Below are 26,868 nucleotides of genomic sequence, written 5' to 3'. Positions count from 1 at the left end.
CGCAGAATCGATGCGACGGTGCAGCGCGGCTCGGCCATTCGGCCACAGTCGGCACGCCCCGGCACGAGCGAGAGGATGCGCCATGTACCTCGACGAGACCGGTGAGCTCTACGCCGCCGCCATCGTGTTCATCGCGTTGGTGGTGCTGCTCTGCGCGGTCGGCATCGCGGCAGCGCGCCACCGGTAGCGCACGGCGCCCTGTCTCCGTGATCGCGGCCCTGTCTCCCTGATCGCGGAACAGAACGACGCCTGTCGGCGTTGACAGAGAGATGACCGTTCCGCTCTCCATCCTCGATCTAGCTCCCATCGCTCCCGGGGAGACCGCTCGCGAGAGCTTCGCCGCCTCCGTGGCGCTCGCCCAGCAGGCGGAGGCGAGCGGCTACCGCCGGGTCTGGTACGCCGAGCACCACAACATGCCCTCGATCGCGTCGAGCGCGACCTCGGTGCTGATCGCCCACGTGGCGAGCCAGACGTCGACCATCCGCCTGGGCGCCGGCGGCGTCATGCTGCCGAACCACTCGCCGCTCACCATCGCAGAGCAGTTCGGCACGCTCGAGGCGCTGCACCCGGGCCGCATCGACCTGGGTCTCGGCCGCGCGCCGGGCAGCGACCAGGCCACCTTCCGCGCACTGCGCCGCGATCCGGCCGCCTCGGAACGGTTCCCGGAAGACGTGCTCGAACTCCAGGCGTTCCTCGCCGGACAGTCGCAGATCCCCGGGGTGAGCGCCACCCCCGGAGCCGGCAGCCGCGTGCCGCTCTACATCCTCGGTTCATCGCTGTTCGGCGCCCGGCTCGCCGCGGCCCTGGGCCTGCCGTACGCGTTCGCGTCGCACTTCGCGCCGGCGGCGCTGCACGATGCGGTGGCGCTCTACCGGCGCGAGTTCACCCCCTCCGAGCAACTCGACCAGCCTTACGTGATCGCGGGCGTCAACGCCATCGCGGCCGACGACAGCGCGGATGCGCAGGAGCAGTTCGCCCGATTCAGCCGCGCCCGTCTGATGATGATGCTGCGCCAGAGCGGCCAGCTCACCGTCGACCGCACCCTGGGCGACGAGGAGCTCGACTTCCTGCTGCACTCCGCGGTCGGAGCGCAGGTGGCGAGCATGGCGACCTACACGGGCATCGGCACGGGCGCCGAGGTGGCCGACTACGTCGACGGGTTCGCCCGCGACGCAGATGTCGACGAGGTGATCGTGGCTCACGCCTCACTCGCCACCGCCGACCGCCTCCGCTCGGTCGCGTTGCTGGCCGACGCCCACGCGCGCGTCGCCGCCTAGGTCGCTTCGCGCCGCGGCTCGGTCTCGCCGCCGCCGATCGACCACCGGGTCGGTGCCGGAGCCTTACGAACCCGTGCGTACCGCCGCGACTGCGCGATCGTAGAAGGCGGCCAGGTCGCCGTGGCCGCGACCGCCGACCCAGAGTTCCCCCGCGACATCCAGGCAGGCGATGGCACTGGCGACGATCGCGCCGGGTGCCGGGTCTGACGCGTCGTCGGCGGCGAGTCCGAGGCGCCGCCGGATGTCGGGCACCAGCAGCGACTGCCACTGCAGGTGCTTCTCGATGCTGCGCGCCCGGAGCGATGGCGTCTGGTACATCATCGTCGCGATCTTCAGCGTGACACCGGGCTCGATGTCGAGCGCCTCGATCGTGTGCAGCGCCTGTCGGAGAGCCTCCCAGGGCCCGACCGTCGAGGGCACCTGCTCGAGCGCGTCGCGCATGAGCTCGCCCTGGCTCGCCAGATCGCCCAGGACGATGTCCTCCTTCGTGCCGAAGTAGCGGAAGAAGGATCGACGCGAGATTCCGGCCGTCGATGCGATCTGATCGATCGTCGTCTGGTCGAATCCCTGGTCCAGGAACAGCCTCATCGCCACCCTCGTGATCTCGGCGTAGGCCGCTTGGCGGGATCGCTGCCACAAGGTCGATTCGGTGCTCATGCGGGGAGTCTATCCCAAGTGTCCAGTTGACACTCAGTGCCACCTAGGCATACATTCTGTCGAGGGCGCAGAGCGCGACCCGCGTTCCACGGATATCGGAGCAACTCATGCCCGCACTGGACTACCCGAAACAGACCATCCTCATCACCGGGGCGTCGTCCGGCATCGGCGAGAGCTTCGCCCGCGCGCTGTCCGCCCGAGGAGCCGGCCTCGTGCTCGTCGCCAGGCGTCGGGATCGCCTCGATACCCTCGCCACCGAGCTGCGGAAAGCACACGGTGTGGCCGTCACGACGATCGTCCTCGATCTGTCGTCGGCCTCCGTGGGCGCGGAGCTGTCGGCCGCGGTCGCCGATGCGGGGCTCCGCGTGACGGGCATCATCAACAACGCCGGCTTCGGCACGTTCGGCGACTTCGTCGACGAAGACCTCGGGCGCCTCGATCAGGAGATCGCCGTCGACATCAGCGCACCCGTGCAGATCAGCTCGGCCTTCCTGCCCCCGATGGTCAGGGCAGGTGAGGGCTTCCTGATCAACGTCGCCAGCATGGCCGCCTATACGCCCACCCCGAGAATGGCGGTCTACGGGGCGGCGAAAGCGTTCGTGCTGAGCTTCACCGAGTCGCTCTGGGCCGAGACCCGCTCATCCGGCGTCACGGTCTTCGCACTCTCGCCCGGCGCGACGAGCACCGAGTTCAACGCCGTCGTCGGAACCGACGACGCCACCGCGGGAGCCCGGATGCGGGCACCCGACGATGTGGTCGCCACCGCCCTCGCCCACCTCGAGCGGCGCAACCCGGGGCCGAGCGTGATCGACGGTTCGGCCAACCGCCTCGGCGCGAACATCGGTCGCGTGATGAGCCGGCGTCGCGCCGCCACCCTGATGCATCGCCTCACCGACCCCGCCCGGCGCCGCTGACCCGCGACGCTCCTGACGGCTCCTGCAATGAGAGGCTGTAGGCGTGACAGCACGTCGCGTGACCCGGGCGGCCGGCAGCGCCGCCCTGATCATGGCCGGAGTGGCACTGTCTGGTTGCGGCCCGATCGAGTATCACGGCCAGGACAGCGGTATCGACGGCGTGCTGTGGAGACAGATCGCCGGCTTCGAAGACCCGGCGAACTTCTACGAGTCATCGACGCAGGTGCCTGAGACGTATCTCGCCGAAGCCGGTGTCGACCGCTGGGACGGCTCGCTGTCGACGCGCCCCGATGTGGGCGAAGGTGCGATCCTGATCTACGACGTGTCGACGAGCGGCGCCGAGGCCGAGTTCTCGGTGTTCGTCTCCTCGGGGCCTCGCCCCGACACCCCGACCGATTCGGGTCACGACTACTCAGGGCCGAGTCAGGTGTACACCTGCTACGAAATCGCCGCCGACCTCGGCTCGCCGACTCCGGCGGTGGAGCGCACCATCTTCACCACGTGCCCTGAAGCGCTGGTGAGCCTGCTGCCACAGGATGCCGCGTTCGCGAGTGCTGACACCTACGACGGGTAGAGAGCATCCTCGGAGGGATCGACCCACGGGCATCCGGGGAGTACCCTCACCCGCATGTGCAGGAACATCAGGGTGCTCCACAACTTCGATCCGCCCACCACCGACGACGAGGTGCGCGAGGCGGCCCTCCAGTTCGTTCGCAAGGTGAGCGGCTCGACGCATCCGTCGCGAGCGAACGCGGCGGCCTTCGACCGGGCCATCGACGAGATCGCCTCGGCGACGCGCAGCCTGCTCGACGAGCTCGTGACGAACGCGCCCCCGAAGAACCGCGACACCGAAGCCGTGAAGGGCCGCGAACGTCATGAGAAACGCATGGAACGCGAGGTGCGGATCCGCACGGCGACACCCGTCTAGAACGGCGGGCGTTCCGGGAGTAGCCGGGTGGGTCTCGGGATACGCGCGGGTGGGTGTTCGGGTGTTCGGGTGGTGTGTCGGGCACCCGAGGGCGACGTCCAATGCAACGCACGGCCCTCGCCCGCGGTCACTTCCCAGTCGGTTTGATGTTTCAGAGGGTGATGTCGCCGACACAACGCCGCTAGGTTGTCCAAACTGGTGTGGCCACCGTGAGCCCAATCGACGGTGTGGTCCAGATCGCATCGGGCTGCGTCTCTTGTGCAGCCGGGGAACCGGCAGGTCTGATCATCCATGATCACCGCGGCCCGCAGGTCAGTGGGGACTTTGTACCGTTCCCGGCCCACGGTGAACCGGGTGCCGGTGGCCGGGTCGGTCAGGATGCGCAGGAACGAGGGCGCGCCCGCCGTCAGCTGGAGTGCCGTGTCGGTGTCGATCGGCCCGTAGCTGGCCAACTCCCCTGCTTCGGTGGAGTGGCCCAGGAGAGTCATCACGGGAACGGTGACGGCGATGTTCGCTGTGACCCCCTTCGCGCGGGTGGCGGTGTCGCCATCCCGGTCCAGGAGCAAGTCGGTAAGGCTGTCCGCGCGGAGTTGCGCGTGGGTGCGGGACTCGTCGGGAGCCCGTAACCCGCGAGCGAGCTGATCCAACGTGTCATCGATCGCGAGAGCTGACACCGCCGGGAGGTGGCACACGAGGGTGGCCATGCCGTCGAGTTCCTTCTCCACCCACACGGCTCGTTCATCGGGGGCTTCCCGGTGACGGGTATCGATCGAGTCCGGGTGCATCCGCTCCCGCACATTCCGGGCGTGCGTGGAGAGCTGGGTGGGTGTCTGTGACTCCGCGTTCACCAACGCCATGCTCTCGAACTCGGCGCGGACCTCTTCCGGAAGAGTGCGGGCCTGCCGCACAACCGCCTGGACGTGCCGGTACGTGATCTCACCCCGCTCGAGGGCCTCAAGGGTGAGCGGGAGGAAATCGCACAGCATCTCCGCGTCATCAATGCGCTGCGCCGCAGTCCGTTCCGGAATCCGCAAGGTGGTCGCGATCTCGGCGACCAGTGATCGGCGTGCGTGCTGCAACGACCCGCCCGGCAACCCGGCGACCCAGTTCGCCTTCCGCGCCGCCGCCGCCAACCGCACCACAGCCCCCGCCTCTAACCTTGCCTGCTCCCGTTGAATCACCGCGACCTCGTCCGCATCCACCCCGATGCCCCGCAGCATCGACTCCCGAGTCCCACCAGCGGAGGGATCGGACGAAGCGGGAGTGAAGGCAACAGAATGGTTCATGAGCGTGCCTCAATTGTACCGTGCCGGCATCCGAGAATCAATCAAATATGCTGATCAACCGATGAATCCGCACCATCACGGCGCTATCACAACCGGCCGACATCCACTTAAACCAGCCACGGTCACCTATGGCAAGCGCGAAGCGCGCGGCAGCACCCCGACATCCGGAACACCAGGCTCCCGAGACCCGACGGGAACTGCCGCGCGCTCCGCGCTTGCCCGAGATGGTCATGGTCGCGTTCCGGAGGTCGGCTTCGGTGGGCAGGTCGTCTGTAAGTCCGGGAACCGAGATCGCGAACTGATCGTGTGGCGGCATGAGTGACGTACCGCGCGCGCCATCGGAACGCGCGAGACTGGACGCGTGCGAATCGGTGAGCTGGCATCGGAGAGCGGAGTCAGCGTGCGTTCTCTGCGCTACTACGAGGAGCAGGGGCTCCTGTCTCCGCCACGGACGGCCAACGGTCAGCGCGTGTACTCGCCTGACGACGTGCGGGTGGTCGCGCGCATCCGGGATCTCTTCGGAGCGGGATTCTGCAGTTCGGTGATCCGCGAGCTCCTCCCGGCTCTGACGGCGGGCCAGGGCGACGAGTCGCAGCTCGCGTCAGCCTTCGACGCGGCAGCGGAGCGCCTCGAGAGCGAGAAGCGCTCGATCGAGGCCGAACTGGAGGCTCTTCGGCGCCTCCGATTCGAGTTCGGGGTTGCACCTGACACGCATGTGAGGAGGCAGCCTGAGAACCATGACGACACTGCCACCACCCACCCAGCTCCGCCTGATCATCGAGACCGACGACTTCGATGAGGCCGTGCGCTTCTACAGAGACGTCCTGGGCATGCCCGAGCAGCCGGCGTTCGCCACCGAGGGCGACGACCGAGTCGCGATCCTGCACGCCGGCATCGCCACGATCGAACTGGCGACGCCCACTCACATCCGGGCCATCGACACGATCGAGAACGCTCCCCCTAGTACCGCGCCGTCGCTCCGACTGGCGCTCGAGGTGGTCGACACCCCCCGAGCGGTCGGTGCAGCTCAGGATGCCGGGGCGCGCGTGATCGCTCCCCCCACACCGACACCCTTCCGAACCATCAACGCCCGGATCGAGGGGCCGGCCGGGTGGACGATCACGTTCTTCCACGAACTCGAGACCCTGGCCGAACGCCAGGCCCGCACCGGGTTTGGCACCGACGACGAGCGGCGACGCTGACCGAAGCGACGGAGGGCGACATCCTGAACCCTTCTTTGTCCTCTTATAACGTCTCGACCCAACACGAACATGCACTAGCGGTAGACGCCCATCGACGGCTCACCGGGGGAGGGGGGAGGACGGAGCCATCACTTTCGCGAGCCATCGGCTCATCGTTGTGAGAGAAGGCTATGACGATTCCGTCCACCACGTAGGCGATCGCCGACCGATGATGCAATCCGGTTTCGTTTAGCTGGGACTTCTACTGCGAGCATGCAGAACGAGCAGCATGATCCACACGGGAGTTGTGACTGCTCCCGCGACTATCGCGGCGGTACCGGCCACCTGGTTCGCGGAGAGCCCAGCTACTCCTACCGCGATGAGGCCTAGCGAGAGGACGAGTAGTAGCGAATCCCGAACTAACCGGCCACTCGATGCTCGGCTAGGCATCGGTGACTTCATCCGCCGCCTCCCTTATGCCGGTGAGAAGAACATTGAGGTTCTTGGCGCCTCTTCCGAAATCAGTACCCGGCAACGAATCGAGTGATCGGGCGGAGCCCTCGATCGCTGTGACGCCGTGCGCTCGAGCCATAAAGGTCAAAGTAATTCTCTCCGCCCTAAATGCTAGGTTCGTGCGCCGAAGAAACACCGCCCCTTCTTCGTCAATTGATTGAAGAATGAATCGATGTTGCGCTTTTGTTGCGCGCGAAACTACGGCGATGACCTGGTCGACGGCGAGGGGAAGTTCAACTGAACGCGCAGCCACTAGGCCGGAGTTGTCAGGGACAGGCCACACTGCTAACTCCCTACGATGTAGCTATTCATCGAAATCCTCGCTGAGTGAGTATCCAGCGAGGCCAATGGCCGCGGCAGCCTCGACGCTGAGCCCGAGAGCCAGTGCAGCTCCTGCTGTAACTGATGCTCCCCCAGTAAAGGTTAAGGCGGCAAGCGACGCACCAATATCGACTATCTCCGCCACGACATAGGCTGCTGCCGCGAGGCCCCGGCTAGCACTCCAATTACGCAAAACGCATCTAGCCCAGTCGGGTCAATGAATTGATTGGGCTACAGCCTGCATAACCGTAAGGGTTGCTTTCCTGCCCGCTGGGATCCATTTGAGTGAATCGCCCGATCGCCGGGTCGTAGTATCGCGCGCCGAGCTTATACAACTCGCTGCCGCCAGACCCGACCCGGTACCCGCAGGTATAACGCATCCGATGACCGACCCGAGAGCGTCAGTGACGACGTACTGGCGCACAGCGCCGCTTCTGTGAGAGAGCACCTCTCCACCGGGGGTGCGCGTGTAATAGCTGGGCGTCGTCCCCATCGTGGTCGAGGCGCCATGTTGGGAATCGGAACACGAATTTCGGAGACACTGGCCCTCCGAGCACCTGACCTTCCGACTCGTCGAGACGGCGCCCTCCGGGTATGCGTCTCGGGCACGATCATCACCAAACCGGGAGTGGGTACCGTCCGTCAAGAGAAGACGAAGAGCGGACGATCGAGGACCTTCGACGTGGCAGATTGGATATCCGACATTCTGCTCAGGCGCGTGGCAACGACTTCGAGCGGTCTTCTCTGGGAGACCAAAACAGGTCGACCAAGCCTGCAGCAAAACCTGATGCGCACGCTGCGGGCCAGACTCGATGGCACCGACCTGGCGTGGGGTACCTCACATGCGTTGAGAAAGACCGCCGGGACCGAGATAGCTAAGGAGCGGAGTGGCCTTGGCCACTGAGGTGCTCGGCCACTCTAGCGATCAGATCACGCGCAGCATCTACATCGACAGCGATCGAATCGTGAGCGACATGCGAAGCGCAACGTCAGCACTGGCTCCCAAATAAACCGTGAATCTATCGAGAGTCATCCATCTCGACCCATTCGTCGGCACAAAAAAAGCCCGGAGAACCGGGCCTTCGCTTGCTGGCCAGGTTACGGACTACTCGAACACTTCGCTCGAGCACCTGGCTGCAGCGTTGAATCGGTTTGCTTCGCCAGAGGCCGGCGAGAAAACGCTCGAAGAGCTCAACGCCCTGTTTTGTCTGGTTAGCAGCTCAGAAAATGTTCGCCCTGTCACAACGCCAAAGATCCATGACGCCGCTCGTCGCCTCGGTGCAGAACGTGTCAGTGAGTTGGTGGCGAAGTACGAGGCCGGCGCACCTGCTCAGACGCTTGCCAATGAGTTCAATATTGGCAGCTCCACCGTGCTGCGTCTCGTTCGCACCGCGGGCGGGCGGGTGCGTCGACACGGCGTGGAAGACGAGGTCCGGGACGAAGCACGCCGGCTTTACGAATCCGGTTTGTCCGTGCAGAAAGTCGCAGACCGGCTGGGGCTTACACAGTCCACGACACTTCGGACGCTGACACGAGCCGGAGTAACGATGCGAATGCGGAAGAACTTACCTCGGGCCTAACGGCTCGCATTAGGCGGCCTTCTGATCATCCCAACTATCAGCCTCTCTGCGAGCAGACATCGCAAGGAATTGGGCCAATGCTTTCAGATCGGGGGTCTGGACTGCGTTTGACACGGACTCATGACGTCGCCGTTCATCCCAGGCTTCGGGCTCTTCGGGTCTTTGCATGGCGGGCTTCGGACGCTTCTTCCGCGGGTGGAGGGTTCGAGCCACCTTCAGACACGACGAGACGCATCGTAGCTGGCGGCAGAGCAGGATCAGGCTTCCTCTCCATTACCCGAGCATTGAGCTAACGGCCAGCCATTTTGGGGGGCTTCCAACAAGTGTCGATCGTGCGAGATACTCAAGCAATTCATACCCATCTCAAGTTGAGGGCCCGATGCCACCTCTGTACCGCCGCTATCCCCGCCCGCAAGGCCCCCTTCCTACTGACACTGATGCGTGGATCAACTGGCTTCAGCGAGAGGATATTCTCCACGACTTCGCTCCGACTGTCGCCGGGTCATGTGCTTTTTGCGGCGGCGCCACGGGGGGGTATGTGCGGTGCTACAACTGTTCGCAAATCAAGGACCATCTGAACGCACTCATTCCGTTCTCATATTCTCTCGACAACGGACTTGAAGGCTTAGTGAAGACTTACAAAGACTTTGCGAATCAAGGATGGACCTTAGGTCCGTTGGCTTCGTTGCTCGCAGAAGGGTTTGAGCGTCACGGCAACTGCATTGAGAGGGAAGTTGGCCCAGACCCGATCTTCACGTGGGTGCCCTCAGATAACCAAGTGCGGACGTTCGATCACATTGAGCAGCTCGTGTCCGCCATCGTGGGGTTCGAAGACGAGTACCCGTGGATGTCCGGGGTCGTTGGTAGAGTCCACGAAGTACCACGGCCTCGTCCAGGTGCTAATAACACTTTGATCGAGCCAGATGCATACCGCGTCCGCGCGAATGTTCAGGGACGGAACATATTGCTGTTGGATGACTTGTGGACCTCGGGAGCTTCAATGGGAAGCGCAGCCGCAGCCCTCAAGGCGGCTGGTGCGGCACGAGTGGTAGGGGTCGTTCTCGGTCGACAACTACAGAGAAGTAACACGTATGGTAACGCCGAACAGATTTTTGGTGAGGCGGAGGCGAGAGGATGGGAATTCCGTGACTGCGCCGTTTGCGCGTGATCTTGCTGCCGCACGTGTCTTAGGCCTGCTCGACGCGCCCAGTTTCGGTCCAAAGCGCGTTCTGGACGTTCTTTCTCGATGGCCCGACCCGCAAGACGCGATCGAGTACTTGATCGCAGACGCGAAGACCTCCGACAAGGTCGTGGAGCACCTGCGCTTTCTCGATCAGGCTGTCTATTTGCGGCAGATCGAGCAAACACGAGCCCTCGGGGGCGACTTTAAGCTTTGGAATGACGATTCATATCCTTCGAACCTTGGCCGATGGGCTGCTAGGCCTCCTGTCCTGTTCTTTAAGGGAGATATAGATCAGCTGACAACGCGAGCACTTGCGTTAGTGGGCCGAGTCGACCCCACGGATCAGGGCATCGACGCTGCCGGCAGATTCGCTCGGCTTTGCGTAGACAACAACATTGACGTTGTGAGCGGCCTAGCTAAGGGCATCGACGGCGCATCACACCGCGCTGCTCTTATGGATCCTCCCGGGCGCACCTACGCTGTGGTCGGTCATGGTCTGGACTTTGCATACCCTGCGGAGAATCGCGAACTATACGGCGCTATCCCAATGCACGGCGCGGTTATCTCACAGTTTGCCTTAGGGGTCAGCCCGCAGCGTTGGACCTTCCCCGCCCGAAATGAAGCAATGTGCACCCTAGCCCTCGGTACGGTGATTATCGAAGGTAAGGAAGGTTGCGGGTCAATCATCCAGGCCGATTTCTCCTTCAAGCACGATCGTCCTGTCTTCATTCTTAGCCGAAACCTGAAGACTGATAATGCGGAATGGGCCCACAAGCTCGTAAAGCGGGGTGCTGTTGTGGTGGAACACTTTGACCAAGTCACAGACGCGGTTGAACGAAAGATGGGGGAACTATGGGGCGAGAAGCAGGTTCAGGGCACATTCTTCAATATGGACGAGCTCGTGCATAGCCCAAGTGCAGAGCCAAAGGCCGCGCTGTTCGACCTAGACGGGGTCGTGGTCTCAACGATGACTACAGAGCGTTCCGCGATCGCAGAGGTAGCGACTAGACATCTAGGTCGACCGGTTGAGCTCAACGAGGTGCAGGCGTTTGGGAGCCCGCCGGAGAAGCTCCGAGCACTTGGTGTAACGAACTACTACGCCGTGTACAGAAACGAGTACCAAGCCGCCTGGCTCAAGCACTTAGGTGAAACGACGGTATTCGATGAGGTCGTATCCGTGATCGTTAGGCTGCTGGACGAAGGCTGGCGTGTCGGTGCGATCACAAGCCAAAGTAGTTCGCGCGCGGATCGGATGATTCCGCAGGCAGTTCGCGAGCTCTTTTCGGAGTTCATCACGTACAGCGAAGGTGGGAAAGACAAGTCGTCGGCGATCACGAGGCTTCTTACCAAGTGGAACGTAGCCGCCGACCGTGCCTTCTACATTGGAGACCAGCCCAAGGATATCGAGGCCGCTCGCGGGGCTGGCGTACATGAAGTTGCCGCCCTATGGGGCTTTGCATCTGAGCAAGATCTCCGCGCGCTAGCGCCGGAGTGGGTGCTCGAAGCACCAACCGACGCAGACCAGCTCTTGACCATTGTGTGACGACAGGGTGAGACGATCAAACCGCAACCGATTTCAGAAGTGTTGCTTGGACCGGTCTAATCGTGGCCGCGCTCGGAGGAATCTGTCTCGCGTCAACCTCCGGTGACCCGACATTTTCGACTCCTTAGATTTGAGCGAATTCAGGTCCGGGTCACGGCGTGCTGACAAGCCTTAAGATTCTGCGCGATGCTGGGCCCCCGACGGAATCGCTTGAAGCACTGTAGCAATGTGTTTCACAACTTCCGCTGGATCCTCATGCTCCCAGAACCGAAGCACGGTCCATCCACCCTCAGCGAGGATCCTTGTTGCGTAGGCATCCCGCTCCTTGTTTCGCTCTAACTTTGGGATCCAGTAGTCAGCGTTCGCGACAGGTGTGGTGCCGTGGATTGGGCAGCCGTGCCAGAAGCATCCGTCGAGGTATACCGCCACCCCTGCGCGAGTAAAGACAATATCTGCGCGAGACCGAAGCTCCTTTAGCGGCGCGTAGTCGACTCGATAGCGGAACCCTTTAGCATGCAGCGCCCTTCGGACGAGTAGCTCAAGTGAGGTATCCCGACGACGATTCCCGCGCATCGACTTCGCGACACCTGGAGACGTGGCCCATGACTCGCTCTTGTCCATGGCTTGACGCTACGCCGACGAGATCGGTGCAACACCAGCCTTCGTTACGTCCGTGGCCTCTGCTAGGCTCAGCGCTACATATCAATCCCTGCTCGTGCCGTACCAAGTCACAGCGGGTTCTTGAGCGGCGACATGAGGCCGTAAAAGTGCCCGAGACATCTGGTTCCGGTTCGGATGGAGGAAGTTTTCGCGTTAAGCGTGTCTTCCGACAGTCGACCAGCATGGGCCCGAATGGACCTGGAGGTCCGACCGTGGCACGTAACAGCAAGTCCAACCCCAAGACGGGGGCAGGAACACTTCGCCCTCTCGGCGACGCGGATCTCGCGCCCCAGGCCTCGCGGCTTGAAGGACGCAAACTCCTGCCCGTCGCGTTTCGCCCGGAGGCTAACCGTCCCAACGAAGCTGACGGTGCTCCGCTGAGCCGCTTCGGCGCCCGGTTCCGTGACGTATTCTCGGTCGAGCACGGCATCGCTCCTGAAGATGTTGACCTCGGCATCCTACGGCAGGTCGAGGCGCTCAACGCTGACGACGACCGGAACATGGCTGCGCTTGGTGCGATTCAGATAAAGCGCACCGAGCATGGCACCCTGCGACAGGTTCGCCTGGTCGTCAACACCCCGCTCCTCTTCCCTTGGCTGCTCAACGGGCGTGCGCTGCGTCGCATGGGCGGCGAACTGCGCGGCGGTGCGGCTCGGCTCGTCACCGCGGCTGAAGACCACCCGGGACTCGCGTTGCCTGTAATGCGGGTCGATAGCGCCGAGACTGTGGTCGAGATTGTGTCGGCGCAGCGCCGCTTGCTCGGGCTCGCCAACTACACCAGTGCTGAGGGCGTCAAGAAGGACCGGATCGACAGTATCGTTCAGTTCGGTGTATTGGACCCGCCCGACGTCGTCCTGACCCATCTCGTTTCTGGCGACGACTCGGCATGGGTGGCGCAGGCGGCCGAAGGAGCCCAGCGACTCTTCTCGGCGCTGCTCGCGATGGACGTCATCGCGAATCGTACCGTTGGGAACATCGCAACCGACCGTTGGCTCCGCGCTGACCCGTCACGCCTCCGCGATATGACGCCTGAAGACCTGCGTGTGCTGCCCGAGGCGCTCAAGTTTCCGTCGACCGCTGCAAACGCCTACTTCCCGGGCAATGACGTCGAAGGATGGGTCAAGACGATCGCCGCTACTACGCCCGCGGCCGTAGCCTTCCAGTTGCTGCGCACGATGGAGATCAACCTCATCATTTCTGTCAACCCGGACCCCGTGGTGACGGCCGGCCTGCGTAACCCCGTCTCGGACACCATCCAGGAGCTGATCCGTGGCTACCACATGCCTGGAAAGTCGAAGGAGCAGTGGAAGGGCGCTGATGTGCTTGGGCTGATCGCGATCGGTGCGATCGATGAGCTTGAGACGGATGACCGCGTCCGCACCGAGGAGCGCTCGGAATGGTTAGGCGAGACCTTGGCGGAGTGGAACGGTCCGGCTATGACAAGCGATGGCCTCCCGGGCAACCTCCTCTCGACGGTGACAAAACTGTTGGCTACCATCACGGCTCAGGGGGCGTTGCCCGCGACCGTGAAGTCCGCGACGAAGGCGGACTCACTTGAGATCGTCAACCACCACCTGCGGCTCAACAGCACGCGGGTGCACTCCGACGACCGCGCGAAGGTGGCGGCGGCGCAGGCTATCGCAGCACTCGGGCTGCACGGCTCCGGCTGGGAGGGCACTCTCCAGGCTGCGCTGTTCGGGACCTTCCGCCACCCGTGGTTCTGGAAGACCAGCGAGCACCCTGGTGCCGTGACCTGGCCTTCGCTCCTGAGCACCCCCCTGGATGAGCTTGCTGACCAGGCGCGCGCCGAGCGGGCTACGAACGCGTCAGCAGACGATCCGGAGCAGTCCGGACCCGCCCAGCGCGCAATCGCCGCTTTGGGCGGTGTGGCCCTGATGACCAACCCCGGTCTCATCGCCAATCGTGAGGCTCTTTCGCGCACTGGACTCGGCGCAGGTGGTCAGGTGACCCAGGTCAGCGCCACCGATCCCAGCCTTCTTCTCCGCAAGATGGCCCAGTTCGAGGCGGGCATCGATGAGCTGCAGGACGCCGTCGCGGCGCTAATCACCACAGCGCAGCCGACGATTCCGATCGACCGCGAGGAGAAGGTCGACCTGACCGACTTCTATCTCCGCAAGCGCTGGCTCGGTGACGACCGCACTGCGCCTGACAACCCCCAGACCGAGTTCGCACGCCTCGTTCAGGTTCTCGTCGACGCTATCGCCAAGAACAGCCAGGATGCAGAGGTGCTCCGCACGATTCTCCCCGGAACTCTCCTCGGACTGACGCAGCCGGACGAAGATACAACGGAAGACGAGGGATACGCCCCGGACCTCTGGGGTGACCCCGTGTACGAAGAGATCGGGATCAACGAGACGGTTGTCGACGAGATCCTGCCGGTTATCCAGTCCCTGGTCGACTTCTTCCAGGTCGGTAAGGCCTACGCCCGTGCGGCGAGCCGGGCTGCCCGGTGACCGACGACTACACCACCTCGTCACCCAACGGTGGAGAGGTATACCGCCGGGGCAACGACCTGATCGTCGTTGCCCCCGCGGGGATGTCCCGCTCGGCCTGGAGGGCGTTAGAGCAGGATCTGCAGATGCACGCCGGGGCGGTGACGAGCGGTGAGCGCGAGCTGACGGTTAACACCGACCAGAGCTGCGAACTTGACGAGATCCTGGGGCGTCCCTGGCCGGCAGGTCGGTGGTCCTGGACGTGGAGTCACGAAGCGCAGCGCTCGGTCGCCCGCGCCTCTTCGATCAAAGCGGCGGTCGACAGCCTTCTCGCGGAGGAGACCGTGTTCGATCTGGATACGCTGGATGCGGAACTGACCGGCGCCGGGTTTGCCCGGCGCCTCCTCCCTGCCCAGCGCACCGCAGTCGCTCGGCTGCATGCGGCGGGCGGTGGTGGAAACTTCTCGGTCCCCGGCAGCGGCAAGACCACGATGACCTACGCCGTCTATGCACTCCTGCGTGCCGCTGGACGCGTCGACCGCATGCTGGTCATTTCGCCTCAGAGCGCTTACGAAGCATGGTCGGAGGAAGCGCGAGATTGCTTCATGCTTGGAGCAAGCCCATCTATAGAGCTCGCTGCGGTTGCTCCACGCAGGAACACCGAGGTGGTCGTGCTGAACTACGAGCGTGCGGCGATGGGCGGAGTGCGCGCGGTCATCGACGGGTGGGCGCACGGTCACCGCTTCCTCGTCGTTTTCGACGAGGCCCATCGCGCCAAGCGTGGCGCTAACGGTCTGCACGGACGAGGAGCACTCGACTTAGCAAGCCTCGCGGATGCGCGGCTGGTGCTTACAGGCACTCCCATGCCGAACGGCCCGGATGACCTTTCTGCCGTGCTGGACCTGGCGTGGCCTGGTCAGGGATCACGCCTCGCAAGTCCTCACACTCCCCACGCAGATCGGAGCTGGGTACGGATCACAAAGGACGACCTGGAACTGGAAGACGCTGAGGTCGTTCTCGAGCCAGTCCGCCTCGACGATGCCCACATGCGAGTTTACGAAGCCGTCGCGGAGGGACTGCTGAGCGACCCGGCAGCGCTTGCATCGCATCCAGAGTTGGCAGCGAAGGCGATCCTCCGTCTTATTGCTTGTGCATCCAACCCGATGTTGTTGTCCGCCTCACCGGAGAAGAACGCCCTGCGCTGGCCTGAGGAGTTACCGATCGACTCGACCGTGGCGTCGCTCCTCGACGACCTCGCGTCGGCCTCGCGACCCGCAAAATTGCTCGCGGCCGCTCGGCACGCTGTTGACCACGCAAATGCCGGAACCAAGCTGCTTGTGTGGACGAACTTCATCGGGAATGTGCGTGAGTTGGAGCGGCTCCTCAAGCCGTACGGAACTGCGGTGGTCACAGGAGCAACACCACGATCAGATCCCGGCGCACACACTGACCGCGAGCGGGAACTGCGCCGCTTCCGCGAGGACTCGGCCTGCACCGTACTCATTGCGACCCCTCAGACACTGGGGGAAGGCATCAGCCTTCATAAGGTCAGTCAGGCCCAGCTGCACGTTGACCGCACCTTCAACGCCGGCCTCTTCTTACAGGCGATGGACCGCACCCACAGAGTTGGCATGCAACCAGGCACCACCGCCAAGGTCACGGTGCTCTCATCCCTGGACACTATTGACGAACGGATTGATCGCGCCCTCCAACAGAAGGTGGAGGCAATGAACGAGGTGCTCAGGGATCCGACGCTGGCACGGCTTTCGAGGGTCACGATTGATACCGCCGCACCTGCATTCACGGAAACTGAGCTAAAGGCGTTGCTGGGCCATCTTCGACCAGAGTGAGCGCTCGGAGCTGTCTAATCCCCAACATGCCGGGGTTCTCACCTGTCGGTTCCCCGGCTCGAGTTTTTGGCTGAATCCGTCTACAGTTGGAGGGGTGCCGCCCTTGACTCACACCCCCTCCGAAGTGGCCTCCCTGCGCCGAACCGACCGCCCCGATTTCGCCTCGGGCGCCTCAAAAGTCCAGGTTGTAGACCTTTTCGCGGGTTGCGGAGGGCTCACCCTCGGCGTGGGCCAAGCAGCGAAGGCTGCGGGACGAGGGCTCGACGTACGGCTGGCTCTCGACTTCGAGAAGGCCGCGACTGACGTCTACGGAGCGAACTTCGAGGATGCACACGTGGTTACCGATTCCGTCGAGGCCTATTTCGACGGAAAGCTGGGCGCGGAGGTCACGGTCGCGGAAGCTGAGACACTTAGGCTCGTTGGGTCAACAGACTTCTTGCTCGGTGGACCACCGTGCCAAGGGCACAGTAACCTCAACAATAAGACCCGGCGCAACGACCCGAAGAATGAGTTGTACGCCAGGATGGCTCGGGCGGCAGAGGTGCTCAATCCGAAGTTCGTGCTCATTGAGAACGTGCCGAGTGTTCGATATGACACGGCGGGTGTCGTGCAGACGACCGTCGATCATCTGCGACTAATCGGCTACAAAGTCGAAGCCGCCACGATCAGCTTCCACGCGCTTGGCGTAGCCCAGAAGCGGAAGCGGCACGTACTCCTTGCTTCCCGCATTACGGCGGTAGATCCGAAAGCGGTGCTCGATGCGCTCGTCGCAAAGGTCCCAGACGGCACGCACAACCTCGAATGGGCAATTAAAGATCTTGAGAACCTCGCTAGCCGGAAGGGTTACGACGTAGAGCCCGTCGCCAGTGAAACCAACAAGAAGCGCATGCAGTACCTACTCGACAAGAAGCTCTACGACCTGCCCAATTCGGAGCGTCCTGACTGCCACCAAAACGATCACAGCTACAAATCTATGTACGGACGACTTAAGTGGACGGAGCCCGCCCAGACCATAACAAGTGGGTTCGGAAGTATCGGCCAGGGGCGGTACATGCACCCCACCCAGAGACGCGCCCTTACAGCACACGAGGCGGCACGGATTCAAGGTTTCCCGGACTACTTCGACTTCTCTGTCGTGACCAAACGCGCAAATCTGTCGACCATGATTGGCAATGCTGTTCCTCCCGCATTGATGCGTGAGATTGCAACAGCACTGATCCCGTCCATAGAAGTGTCCGAAGCCACCGGCCCTGCCCCCGACGAAATTAGCATGCCAATACCCGCATCAGAACTGCTTCTCGTCGGCTGACGTCACCCGCCGAGGTCATACTGCTGTAATGATCCCTACTTATGCGGTTTCTATCGATTCTGCTGTTCCACAGAGCGCCTCATTCTGGACGCCTACCGCCGAGGAACTTGATGAGGAAGGCGCCCCGGGGGATTTCCAGAACACCGAACTGATCCGCACCGACCTGTCTGAGGCTCATGCTGTCATCGATGCAGAAGCATCGGCAATCAGGCACGTTGACCTGCATTCAACGACAGAACGAGAGTTCGACGATCTTGCCGCCGACATTGAGTTCGAAGTTCCCGACGTTCCGAGTGATGAAGCTCCGACATTCATCGTTGAGAACAACTGGTATGGAGTGAACGGACTTGAACTTGGGGTCGCCGGCCTCGTCTATGCCCTCAACGCTGTTGGCATTGTCACTTCCGCGAGCTGTCGAAGCCACCACCAGGAATACGCGCCTTGGGCTAACTACCCGATCGTGGTCTTCGCAGCGAGTCGCGCCCAAATTGACGTGCTACATCCTCTAGTGGATGCCGCCAACTGCGGGTTTGAGATCGATGATGTAAACCGCTCACACTTGCTAGCGATCGTGGCGCCCTCAGTAGTTGAGATGATGAGGCTTGCGACGTCTGTGTTAGCCGACTCAGAAGACTTTCCGCGGGTAGATAACTGACAGCGGAATTCCAGTCATGGTCGCCGATCCGACACTTGCAGACCGCGCGAATGACGCAGCGAAGATGGCGCCTGGTTTCTCCCCCAAGCTATATGCGTCAACTCCCCTATCCCCTGTGTTGAGCAACTTATAACTGACGATACCGATCTTCGATTGCTCAGCAGCGATCTTCACGGCGACCGGGGGGGCGCGAGCTGTCGGTGTCCGGACGAGCTGTTGCGCACCGGCGGCCCGTGCGTGCGGATCTGAACGGACTTCGAAGCGGGCGCCCTCTTCTCGCTATCGCTTCGGAGCGAGCAGACGGTTGACGCGTTACCCTAATCGAGCTTCAATCAGAGCGTGCCTTGAGCACCCTCCAGCGCTCGGCACGTTGTCTCGCTAGCTTTCACATCTGCGCCTTCCTTGATGGCTTGCGGCTCCCAGAGGGGAACTCATTCAGAGTTCGCCGGCCGCATCCGTCAAGGAAGGGATGCTCACCATGAGCGAAGCAACACCAGACAGCTACTCCCCCGCCGGCTACGGCCAGATGAAAACTCTGGCCGTCCGCCTGGGCGAGGACGTGCGGGCGCAACTCGACATCCTCGCCCAACTCAACGACCGCACGGTCACCGAAGAGATCCGCCTCTCGATCGAGGCATGGATCGCGGCCAGCAAAGCCGATCCGAAGGTGCAGCAGCGTGCCGAACAGGTGCGCGCAGAAATCGAGCGCGAGGCCACCACCAAGCGCAATGCGATCTCTGCCATCTTCGATGCGCCTAAGGCCGGTGCCGGCCGGCAGACCGCCACTCCGGCTGCAGGTCGCGCGGCAAAGAAGGAGGGCGAGTAGCAATGCAGCGGCGAGGCGCTTCCTGAGAACCGCGAGTTCTCGGAGGCTGCCTCGTCGCGCAAACATCAGTGCGTCTTCGTGAGGGTCAATCTCCCGCCGCCCGGCTGGAGATAACCCCCATGAAGGAGTGAAGCACTATGCCAAAAGCAATCGTCATCCCGAGCGACGAGCTCAACCCACCGTTCGAGCAAACGTTCGAGGGCCTCTCGCAGTATCAGGCCGCGGTCGGAGGGTTCATCGAACCGATCCGGCTCGAGAAGGCCAAGTTGACCATCTTCGCGAACGAGGAAGGCAAGCTGCGCGGCTTGCCTTTCAACCGGAGAGCCACCGCTCTTTGGTGGTTGCTCGATCCCATCGCTCGAGAAGTCGATGAGCTGGTTGGCGATGTCATCATTCTCGGGGCGCCTGCAGGGGCCTCCGAGCGGGATGTCCCCGCCGATCTGTCGAATCTGATCCTGCGACCGATGGTGCTGCGCTCAGAGATACGTCTCGCCGATCGGCTGGGCTGGCACAGAACCGAGCTACGGTTCGAGGACTACTTCAGTGCTGCAGTGAACGCCCTGCTGTACTTCAGATCCGACGATGCGGTGACAGACATTCGAGTCGTGGTGGAATAGCCGAGGCTGACAGATGTGATGCGGCGGAGCTCCTCTTGAGAACTTTGAGTTCTTGGAGGCTGCTCCGCCGCTAATTCAATTCGGATGATCGTCGCCGTTTGTTCGGAGATCCAAGGATCGCTCGTGACCAACGGGTACCTCTGGGTGCGCGACGTCGAGGAGCGCGGAATTCGTTGTACTCGACGAATTCGAAGGCGATCCGGCGCATTCCACGTTCTCGGTCAAAATTGAGTCGCCCGACTTACAGATTGATCTCGCTAGCGGTGCTTAGTCTCGGTTGGTTCCCGGGCGTCTCCACTATTTCAAAACCGCGATTCGGAGAACGCGATCGGTGACTACTATCGCGTAATGGGGCTGATTACACCCGAAGACATGAACTCCCGCGAAGCGGCCGCGTACATCGGCCGAAGAATAGGGTTGCCCGTAGAGCCCAGGTTTCTCCACGCCTTTCGTGCTGTCGGAGTCGGGCCGGCGGCCGAGAAGCGACGCGGCCGACTTTACTACCGTCGCGAGGCTATAGACGCATTCCTCGCCGAATACGGCACCGACCCCTCGCAGTGGCATACCGGATTCGCTCGACACCGAATCGAGAGCCTGAGAGCTCTAGGCATCAATGACCCGCAGATCGAAGGCATTTTCCGGGCGCTCGATCCCGACCCAGACGCGTGGACTGCGGACGACGCTCGGTAGTGGCCAATTCTCGCCGTGCTGACGATCCGAGGTTGCTCTGGAATTGATCCGCTCAGGTAGCTGGAGATATCTAACCCGCGCAACTCTCACAGCCTTATCCGCTCGGTAGTGCGTCGCGTGGGGTTCTGTCAACGACGCTAGTTTGCGGAACCTACCTCTAAGGCTCTAGAAACCGAGTCTTCGATCGTGAGATGGCTATCTAATGCATAGTCTCCGACGGGCCCTACCGCGGACGGTAGCTCATTTAGGTCTTCGTCCCAGAACGTTCCAGTGCTCCTGTGCATGAACGCGTGACGTACGCTTGCCTCCTCAGCCCTTAGAGGAACGTTTGTCAGCGTCTTAAAGTACCCCCGAAGCCACCCTTGATTGTTCGTAAGAATTGGCGGGAGCAGCAGCTCCACCTGACTCAGGTCAGCTCGCAGGACGTCATCAGTGGAGTCGAAAATATGACTGAAAACGTAGATCAGGTTCACACCAGGAGCATTGCGAGAGAACCGCGCATCTGACCGGATGACCCGCCCCGCGATGTACCCTCTGTCGGTTTGCATCACGAAGATGTCTCCTGCTTTCGGCCTCTTTCGCGAGGGTTCAAGCTGTTTGAACAAGGCTGGTGCGGACTCTGTCATAATGAGGATATCTTATCATTTTCGGCGATCGCTGTACACATCATGGCGATTAGTTCGCTTTTACTCCGTGCACTCTCAGCCAATCCTGACCCCAATCGAGCGCCTCTTTGTAGTAGGCATGGTTGGGCGAGATGCTATGAATAACGTTGCGGAACGAACCCCCACCCTGGACGATTAGAGCCTCCTCGATGGCGCGGGCTTCACCGCGGGTCAAAGCGAGGTTTGGAACTACTTCCTCCAATTTGTATGTAGCGCTCCATTGAGAGGTGCGCCGCGCGAAGTTGTTCGTTATTCCTGCGTATACCCGCGCTCCGTTGATGTAGCCAAAGTAGACGGTCGTATTCGCCGGCCCACCTTCAAGGGCCTTTGGGAATACTTTCGCGCCGCTGCCAAAAACAGCGGCGCTCAGTGACTTTTTCTGTACTTGATTCGTCGGCAGCTTCTCAATGAACCTAAAGGCGGACTTTCCGGCAAGCGGGCCAAGCTTCGTAAATTTCACGAGCTGTCGACCCAGTTTCGCGGCATCACCGACGAACGGGACAAGTCCGACCGCAGAGATCAGGGCGTCAACGCCCCGACCATCAATAGCGTTCGACACGATGTCTCGCACGTCACCGAAGAGGAGAACTCCGCTCGCAAGCTGGCCCGCAATGTACTCCAGAGATTGGACCTGAGGGTCGGTAAGTCGACTGATCCCCTTCGCGCCGCCATACCAATCTCCGTATACAAAGCCGGCCAAGGTTGCCGCGATCGCTTCGCCCGTGGTCAGGTCATAGCTGAGCGGATCGAGCTTCTTGTCGTACTCGGCTTTGTCGAGATAGAGATCCTGATCTGGGTTCGAACTTGTTGGATCGGAACCGAACTCCAATTCGACGTTGTCCGCCAGCTTGTCGAAATCAGAATCGCGCTCAAGTGGATTGATTCCGAGGAAGACCTCATCCGCGTCGAGAACAGTGTCTCCGTCGGTGTCCCTGACGAGCGCGCTGGAGATCCCGGTGTAGCCAATCTTCGTAGAGATGAGCGCTCCGGCCTCTTCGCCATCAGACAGGCCATCACCGTCTGTATCGGCGAGCGTCGGACTCGTCTTGTAGACATTGCCTCGTTGAGTGCGCCAGCCATTCGTCTCGGCCTCATCGCTCAGACCGTCCTTGTCTGTGTCCGGCTTTCCCAGATCACCACCGATGCGGTCGTACGCATCTTTCAGGCCGTCCGCGTTCTCAACAAGGAAGAACTTGCCCCCTGTCGCGTCTGCGATGCCCTGGAGAAGAGCAGTGTTCGTCGACGAACCGAGCCCCACGGTGTAGACGGTCGTTTTGGAGGCAGTAGCACGCTGGGTCAGTGCTTCGTCGTAGTAGCCGTCCCCATCTGTGAGGAGAACCACCACACGCCCGTCATCCGAAGCAGCGTTCGCGTCGAGCTCGTCAAGTCCAGACTGCATGGCAGCACCAATATCGGTGCCCCCGGATGAGTCAATAAGATCAATCGCCGCCTTCACCGCAACAAAGTCCGTCGTGAGTGACTGAAGAACCCGCGCGTAGTCGTCGAAGTCGACGACGCTAGCCTTGTCGACGGTCAGCAGCGAATCGACGAAGATTTTCGCCGCGTCGAGTCGCAAATTTTGCGGGTCATTGCTGCTCATCGACCCGGACGAGTCGATCGCCAAGATCGACGCGATGGGCTGGACGGAACCGCCGTCGCCCTCGCGCGGCACGACGATTTCGTTCTTCCAGATCTCGTTGAACTGGTTCAAATCCACAATGATGAATGGGGAGAACGTTGTTGCGGTGGCGGTCGCGACTCCGGCAGCGGAATCGATCACCTGATCGACGGGTTGGTCATAGGTCCCGGTCACCTCGTCGAAGTGCATCACCGCAAGGTTCGCTCCACTCGGAACTGTGCTCGGGTCGAATTGCAGCGTCAACGTTCCTGAATCAAGAGGCGCATCCGCGACCACCTCGACAGGTGTCCCAACCACACCAGCAACATCATCGAACTCGGCATCGCCCGGCTCTCGGACGACCGCGCTCAGCACGGCCGCTGCGGTTCCGGTCGCTTCGAGCTCAGCTGGTACCCCCTCCGGCACCACTTTCAGCGTGAAGCTGCTATCCCCATCCGCCACACCGTCGCCGTCCGAATCGGCAACCAGCGGGTCTGCGCCGACGGCTACCTCGTCACCGTCGGAAAGGCCATCCGCGTCCGTGTCTGTGCTGAGCGGGTCGGTGCCGCGAGCCTTCTCATCCCCGTCGGAGAGTTTGTCACTATCGCTGTCGGGAGTGGCCGGCAGCGTTCCATCCCTGAGTTCCGTGCGGTTGGAAACTGCATCGCCGTCTTCATCGTCAGCTGGATCCAGAATTCCGTCGCCATCCGTATCCCGCACGGTGGGGTCCGTTCCAACCTGAAGTTCCTCGGCGTCCGTCAGGCCGTCTGAATCAGTATCCGGCTTCGTCGGATCTGATCCGAATCGTTCCTCAATGTCGTCTGGAAGGCCGTCGCCATCGGTGTCCGTGAGATTGACCGGAGGTGTTGGCGATGAAGTCGCTTCCGACGGGGTAGACGCAGTTGGAGAATTCGTGGTCGGGCACGGGCTCACGGGCGATGAGGCGGCATACGAAGGCGTGGGCGTGCCCGACAAGAGTAGTGCCCCAAGAAGCAGAGGAATGATGCCAAGCGCCGCTGACCTCTTGTGTCCTTTTCGAATGAGCGCAAGTGCCACTCCGCCACCAAGAAGCATCACGGCGAGTGCGGCAATCGCCATTGCACCGTCAAATCCTGTAGCTGCCAAGCAATCGATCACAACGACCCCCACCGCGTGAAACGGCCACTTCAGCGAACTGGCCGTAAGTCTTCTTTGAGTTTCACCAGAGTAGAGGTAACGACGCTCGACAAGTGACGGTCAGTGTGACGAGCGGGTTAATTCTCCAGAAGGCCGCGGAGGAATGTGCGGCTGGTCGATTGAAGCGCCGCGCCGGCGATCCCTGCCGTGTGATCGTCACGATGCTCGCTGCCAACAGGATCAGAAGTAGGCGTCAATCCGGGGAACTGGGTCTACGAGGTCGACCCACCCCCTCTTATGAGGGGTTCCCCCGAGACCCGTACGGACGGTACCTTTTCGTCACTCGACCGATTGGTCGGAGAGATCTGGTTGGGGGCATCCATGATCCATCTCACAGATAACGGCGGCACCTACGCTCTGCTGCTTGGCCTGGCGGCAATGTTCGGTGCATTCGGCGGACTCGTCTACGAGCTGCTCCTGACTGTCAACCGGCGCACTGGCTCCATAGAACTTCCAACGGCTCTCGGGAAGCGACACATCGATCTGGGCGTTTTCGCGAGCGTGATTGTCGGTGCAGTCGCCGCGGTGGCCGCACTGTGGGTCTTCCCACCTGACATGAAAATCACGGTCGACGCCGCAGGCAAATCGATCACCAGCACAACCTACGACGTGATCAAACTCGCCGGGCTGTCTCTCATTGTCGGCTCCGCCGGCGGCACCTTCCTGGCTGCACTTCAGTCTCGAGCACTGCTTCTCGTGACCACACAGAAGGCAAAGACCACCAGTGCTGTGGCCTCCGAGGGGCTGCAAAGGGTTCGCTCCCAAGCTGAGGCCGGCGCCACGAACGCCTCGATCGTGGAATCGATAGATGTCGCGGTGGCGGCTCTGAAGGCAGCGAACAGTTCTACGAACGGCGATCCAACGACTGCTGACTTCTAAGGCGCATCCGGTTCACACTCAAATTCCTGCGCCCCTTCTCTAACCGGAACGCACATACCGCAGGCGATACCTACCTGGATGCTCGAAGTGGCGCGTGCCGTCTGCTTGTTTGCCACCCGGTGCATCCAGAATCGCTTCATGGCGAAGGAACAGAGTGACGAAGAGGTCACCCGCGGGGTGGTCGATCGGCTCGTCGAGAAGCTCCCGGATGTGCCTCGAAATCAGATCGAGTCAGTTGCTACGGCCGAATTACAGACATTCGCGGGCCGACCTGTCAGCGATTACCGCGCGATCCTGACAGAACGAGCGACCAAGAAGCAGTTCAAGTTCGCTCTCGAATCAAGATAGCTCCGCTCGAAAGCATGCCGCCGAATTCAGTCTGGTCGCCTGGTCGGACTTGGCCTCGTCAGCCACCTCAGAAACATGCCGGCTCGACTAACTCGACGATTGCGCAGGGAGCCATGCACGCTGCCGCTTGCCGTTTACTCTGCAGCTCTACACTCCGGACATGGCCGAACGTCACTGGAGCACAGACGCTCTCATCGCCCGGACCGACGTCGCACTTGCGCTAAGCCAGCATCGCTCCAAACCGATTCCGCAAGAAGCTCAATATCGGTTGGACTTTCTCAACATCGTCTCAGCAGTCGACTTCCAAACCATGGAGTCGGACCAGGCAATCCCCAAGCTGGTCGAGCTCCTCAAGAAGAACCGCGCCGAAGAAGGCTGATTTACCTGGCGGCGATCAGCTCTTGTCTGCGAGAAGGGACGGTTTAGGCCGGTAGCGCAAATCGCTGTGCTGACAAGTGAGTGCTTCATCATTCCGACCCGGGAGGCCTTCAGCGCGCTCTAGCCGAGACAGGGATCGCCGCGTCAACAGTGTAAGAGCGCTACCACCCCCAAGGGAGGAGGCGGCGGCCATCAAAGCAGCCGCCCCACTCCCCGGCGCCTACGGGTTTTCAGCGGCGAAGTAGCCGCATCCACCCGTGTAGAAGTCTCTCAGCGCAGCCGAATTCCCACCCTTCGCTAGTTCTACGGCCTTTAGCCACTCTCCGTCTGGATCTTCAGTTTGCTGTGTGTAGAACGGCAGCTTAGAGAAAAGATCGACTTTCTCGAGCGCGGCGGCAGCCGCGTCGAGGTCGCCTTGATCGGCGGCCTCCAGATACGCGTTGTCCCATGCACACAGCCAGTAGACGGAAATCACCCCGCTCGGAACATCTGAGCTCATTCGGACGCCATCTTCGAGCAAATAGTCCGGGAGCTCCTTCGGCCACGACACACCGTCCGGCAGCGGTTCCGAGAAGTCCTCCACCGCGGAATCGAAGAGGTTCGGCGCAATCTTGGCAGAGACTAGACCCTGATCAGAGTCGCCTACCTTGATGCTTGCGGTCGCCGCGTTACTGGCGAATGCAGCGACTAGAAGGCAAGCACCTACGGAGGCACCTGCTACAGCGGTAAGACGCAGATTAGACTTTCCCATGATCTCGCTCCCTTCTCAAAGCCGAAGTGTGGCGGTCCAGCTGACGTCGGAGTATCCACAACCGGCACCGTTGTTGGCGACCTTCATGTTGTAGTAGCCCGTGGGGATCGTGTATCCCCCTCCCCACGGGATCGAGACGAAGGATCCGCTCACGTATGACGTGCTTGCCCAACCTGATTCGGGTCCTCCGTTCTGATACACGCCAAAAATCATGGCCCCCCCACACGTCCCTGGACTTGCTGAATCGAGTCGCACCGACCCATACCCAGAGGTGTGATATCGAGAAGTGCCGTAGTAGGTCGGATGGAGCTGAGAATTGACGGGCTGAGACCCGCTGATGCTGTAGTCGGCCGCGCTCGCGGCGATAGGCGCGGAGAAGACCATCGCGAAGACCCCGATGACCAGTGCGAATATGCTCACACCCAACCTGGCATTTCGGGGGTTTCTCCCTTCATCCGTGAATGTGCCCTCGCGCTCCGATTGCAAGCCCCTGGCTTCCAACTCGAGCTGCGATGTCTTTGCTCCCATCGTTCCTCCCTCTCGATCCTTGTCGAAGTGTCGGGGTCGGTAGTTCCCCCCTGAACGTGGCCAGCCTAAGAGCGCCCCAGGC

General features: G+C 61.8%; 27 protein-coding genes. 18 read left to right on the top strand and 9 right to left on the bottom strand.

Features of this window, described 5'->3' with window-relative positions; translation table 11 throughout:
- Positions 1 to 269 precede the first annotated feature (269 nt).
- The gene (locus ACEXOR_RS13905; protein WP_374850283.1) at positions 270 to 1,277 is read left to right on the top strand and encodes an LLM class flavin-dependent oxidoreductase; all 1,008 of its coding nucleotides are present in this window, start codon (positions 270 to 272) and stop codon (positions 1,275 to 1,277) included.
- A 63-nt stretch (positions 1,278 to 1,340) separates the two neighbouring features.
- On the opposite strand, the gene ACEXOR_RS13900 is transcribed toward ACEXOR_RS13905, so the two are convergent.
- Entirely contained in the window at positions 1,341 to 1,934 is a 594-nt protein-coding gene (locus tag ACEXOR_RS13900; protein WP_374850282.1) for a TetR family transcriptional regulator, read from the bottom strand.
- Between the two features lie 107 nt (positions 1,935 to 2,041).
- Here ACEXOR_RS13900 and ACEXOR_RS13895 point away from each other — a divergent pair, with 107 nt between their 5' ends.
- Genes ACEXOR_RS13895 through ACEXOR_RS13885 form a run of 3 tightly spaced genes read left to right on the top strand, consistent with a single transcriptional unit; the run spans position 2,042 to position 3,776 of the window.
- On the top strand, positions 2,042 to 2,848 hold the full coding sequence (locus ACEXOR_RS13895) for an SDR family NAD(P)-dependent oxidoreductase (protein ID WP_374850280.1): 807 nt from the start codon (positions 2,042 to 2,044) through the stop codon (positions 2,846 to 2,848).
- Between the two features lie 43 nt (positions 2,849 to 2,891).
- On the top strand, positions 2,892 to 3,422 hold the full coding sequence (locus ACEXOR_RS13890; RefSeq protein ID WP_374850279.1) for a hypothetical protein: 531 nt from the start codon (positions 2,892 to 2,894) through the stop codon (positions 3,420 to 3,422).
- A gap of 54 nt (positions 3,423 to 3,476) precedes the next feature.
- Positions 3,477 to 3,776, top strand: a complete 300-nt coding sequence (locus ACEXOR_RS13885) for a DUF2277 domain-containing protein (RefSeq protein ID WP_374850278.1) — start codon at positions 3,477 to 3,479, stop codon at positions 3,774 to 3,776.
- On the opposite strand, the gene ACEXOR_RS13880 is transcribed toward ACEXOR_RS13885, so the two are convergent.
- The gene (locus ACEXOR_RS13880; RefSeq protein ID WP_374850277.1) at positions 3,773 to 5,062 is read right to left on the bottom strand and encodes an HNH endonuclease signature motif containing protein; all 1,290 of its coding nucleotides are present in this window, start codon (positions 5,060 to 5,062) and stop codon (positions 3,773 to 3,775) included. The two genes, ACEXOR_RS13885 and ACEXOR_RS13880, sit on opposite strands and share 4 nt — an antisense overlap.
- A 361-nt stretch (positions 5,063 to 5,423) precedes the next feature.
- On the opposite strand from ACEXOR_RS13880, the gene ACEXOR_RS13875 reads away from it, so the two are divergent.
- Positions 5,424 to 5,861 carry a MerR family transcriptional regulator gene (locus ACEXOR_RS13875; RefSeq protein ID WP_374850276.1) on the top strand — a complete coding sequence of 146 codons (438 nt, stop codon included), beginning with the start codon at positions 5,424 to 5,426 and terminating at the stop codon, positions 5,859 to 5,861.
- Positions 5,800 to 6,264 (top strand): VOC family protein, encoded by a 465-nt coding sequence (locus tag ACEXOR_RS13870; RefSeq protein ID WP_374850275.1) that lies wholly within the window; start codon positions 5,800 to 5,802, stop codon positions 6,262 to 6,264. The genes ACEXOR_RS13875 and ACEXOR_RS13870 overlap by 62 nt, the downstream gene beginning before the upstream one ends.
- Positions 6,265 to 6,685: 421 nt before the next feature.
- On the opposite strand, the gene ACEXOR_RS13865 is transcribed toward ACEXOR_RS13870, so the two are convergent.
- A complete protein-coding gene (locus ACEXOR_RS13865) occupies positions 6,686 to 7,009 on the bottom strand; it encodes a hypothetical protein (RefSeq protein ID WP_374850274.1) in 324 nt (107 codons plus the stop codon).
- A 268-nt stretch (positions 7,010 to 7,277) separates the two neighbouring features.
- Positions 7,278 to 7,457, bottom strand: coding sequence for an RHS repeat-associated core domain-containing protein (locus ACEXOR_RS13860; RefSeq protein ID WP_374850273.1), 180 nt, complete (start codon positions 7,455 to 7,457; stop codon positions 7,278 to 7,280).
- A gap of 633 nt (positions 7,458 to 8,090) precedes the next feature.
- On the opposite strand from ACEXOR_RS13860, the gene ACEXOR_RS13855 reads away from it, so the two are divergent.
- Complete coding sequence (locus tag ACEXOR_RS13855; RefSeq protein ID WP_374850272.1) at positions 8,091 to 8,657, top strand: hypothetical protein; 567 nt, start codon at positions 8,091 to 8,093, stop codon at positions 8,655 to 8,657.
- A 1,145-nt stretch (positions 8,658 to 9,802) separates the two neighbouring features.
- Complete coding sequence (locus tag ACEXOR_RS13850) at positions 9,803 to 11,383, top strand: HAD-IA family hydrolase (protein ID WP_374850271.1); 1,581 nt, start codon at positions 9,803 to 9,805, stop codon at positions 11,381 to 11,383.
- Between the two features lie 171 nt (positions 11,384 to 11,554).
- Here the strand turns inward: ACEXOR_RS13850 and ACEXOR_RS13845 are convergent, their stop codons facing one another.
- Positions 11,555 to 12,004 carry a very short patch repair endonuclease gene (locus ACEXOR_RS13845; protein WP_374850270.1) on the bottom strand — a complete coding sequence of 150 codons (450 nt, stop codon included), beginning with the start codon at positions 12,002 to 12,004 and terminating at the stop codon, positions 11,555 to 11,557.
- Positions 12,005 to 12,255: 251 nt separating this feature from the next.
- On the opposite strand from ACEXOR_RS13845, the gene ACEXOR_RS13840 reads away from it, so the two are divergent.
- From ACEXOR_RS13840 to ACEXOR_RS13810, 7 genes are all read left to right on the top strand, one after another.
- Complete coding sequence (locus ACEXOR_RS13840) at positions 12,256 to 14,517, top strand: hypothetical protein (protein WP_374850269.1); 2,262 nt, start codon at positions 12,256 to 12,258, stop codon at positions 14,515 to 14,517.
- Positions 14,514 to 16,346 carry an SNF2-related protein gene (locus ACEXOR_RS13835; RefSeq protein ID WP_374850268.1) on the top strand — a complete coding sequence of 611 codons (1,833 nt, stop codon included), beginning with the start codon at positions 14,514 to 14,516 and terminating at the stop codon, positions 16,344 to 16,346. The genes ACEXOR_RS13840 and ACEXOR_RS13835 overlap by 4 nt, the downstream gene beginning before the upstream one ends.
- A gap of 103 nt (positions 16,347 to 16,449) precedes the next feature.
- Entirely contained in the window at positions 16,450 to 17,655 is a 1,206-nt protein-coding gene (locus tag ACEXOR_RS13830) for a DNA cytosine methyltransferase (protein WP_374850267.1), read from the top strand.
- Positions 17,656 to 17,683: 28 nt separating this feature from the next.
- On the top strand, positions 17,684 to 18,310 hold the full coding sequence (locus ACEXOR_RS13825; RefSeq protein WP_374850266.1) for a hypothetical protein: 627 nt from the start codon (positions 17,684 to 17,686) through the stop codon (positions 18,308 to 18,310).
- A 478-nt stretch (positions 18,311 to 18,788) separates the two neighbouring features.
- Positions 18,789 to 19,136 carry a YlcI/YnfO family protein gene (locus tag ACEXOR_RS13820; RefSeq protein WP_374850265.1) on the top strand — a complete coding sequence of 116 codons (348 nt, stop codon included), beginning with the start codon at positions 18,789 to 18,791 and terminating at the stop codon, positions 19,134 to 19,136.
- A gap of 137 nt (positions 19,137 to 19,273) precedes the next feature.
- Positions 19,274 to 19,753 (top strand): DUF3846 domain-containing protein, encoded by a 480-nt coding sequence (locus ACEXOR_RS13815; protein ID WP_374850264.1) that lies wholly within the window; start codon positions 19,274 to 19,276, stop codon positions 19,751 to 19,753.
- Between the two features lie 372 nt (positions 19,754 to 20,125).
- Positions 20,126 to 20,443 (top strand): hypothetical protein, encoded by a 318-nt coding sequence (locus tag ACEXOR_RS13810; RefSeq protein ID WP_374850263.1) that lies wholly within the window; start codon positions 20,126 to 20,128, stop codon positions 20,441 to 20,443.
- 137 nt (positions 20,444 to 20,580) lie between these two features.
- Here the strand turns inward: ACEXOR_RS13810 and ACEXOR_RS13805 are convergent, their stop codons facing one another.
- Together ACEXOR_RS13805 and ACEXOR_RS13800 are read right to left on the bottom strand one after the other, a co-directional pair.
- Positions 20,581 to 21,069 (bottom strand): Imm26 family immunity protein, encoded by a 489-nt coding sequence (locus tag ACEXOR_RS13805; protein WP_374850262.1) that lies wholly within the window; start codon positions 21,067 to 21,069, stop codon positions 20,581 to 20,583.
- A 49-nt stretch (positions 21,070 to 21,118) separates the two neighbouring features.
- Complete coding sequence (locus ACEXOR_RS13800; protein WP_374850261.1) at positions 21,119 to 23,824, bottom strand: VWA domain-containing protein; 2,706 nt, start codon at positions 23,822 to 23,824, stop codon at positions 21,119 to 21,121.
- Positions 23,825 to 24,223: 399 nt separating this feature from the next.
- On the opposite strand from ACEXOR_RS13800, the gene ACEXOR_RS13795 reads away from it, so the two are divergent.
- The 3 genes from ACEXOR_RS13795 (at position 24,224) to ACEXOR_RS13785 (ending at position 25,508) form a co-directional block, all read left to right on the top strand.
- Positions 24,224 to 24,781: a hypothetical protein gene (locus ACEXOR_RS13795; protein ID WP_374850260.1), complete on the top strand. Its 558-nt coding sequence runs from the start codon at positions 24,224 to 24,226 to the stop codon at positions 24,779 to 24,781.
- A 138-nt stretch (positions 24,782 to 24,919) separates the two neighbouring features.
- Positions 24,920 to 25,129, top strand: coding sequence for a three-helix bundle dimerization domain-containing protein (locus ACEXOR_RS13790; RefSeq protein WP_374850259.1), 210 nt, complete (start codon positions 24,920 to 24,922; stop codon positions 25,127 to 25,129).
- 160 nt (positions 25,130 to 25,289) lie between these two features.
- Positions 25,290 to 25,508, top strand: coding sequence for a hypothetical protein (locus ACEXOR_RS13785; protein ID WP_374850258.1), 219 nt, complete (start codon positions 25,290 to 25,292; stop codon positions 25,506 to 25,508).
- A 219-nt stretch (positions 25,509 to 25,727) separates the two neighbouring features.
- Here the strand turns inward: ACEXOR_RS13785 and ACEXOR_RS13780 are convergent, their stop codons facing one another.
- Positions 25,728 to 26,090, bottom strand: a complete 363-nt coding sequence (locus tag ACEXOR_RS13780) for a hypothetical protein (RefSeq protein ID WP_374850256.1) — start codon at positions 26,088 to 26,090, stop codon at positions 25,728 to 25,730.
- 183 nt (positions 26,091 to 26,273) lie between these two features.
- Complete coding sequence (locus ACEXOR_RS13775) at positions 26,274 to 26,411, bottom strand: hypothetical protein (protein WP_374850255.1); 138 nt, start codon at positions 26,409 to 26,411, stop codon at positions 26,274 to 26,276.
- Between the last annotated feature and the right edge of the window lie 457 nt (positions 26,412 to 26,868).

This window comes from Herbiconiux liangxiaofengii, from assembly GCF_041927335.1.
GTDB lineage: Bacteria > Actinomycetota > Actinomycetes > Actinomycetales > Microbacteriaceae > Herbiconiux > Herbiconiux liangxiaofengii.
Note: the sequence above shows the minus strand (reverse complement) of the source record. Positions and strands in the feature narration are given on the sequence as shown.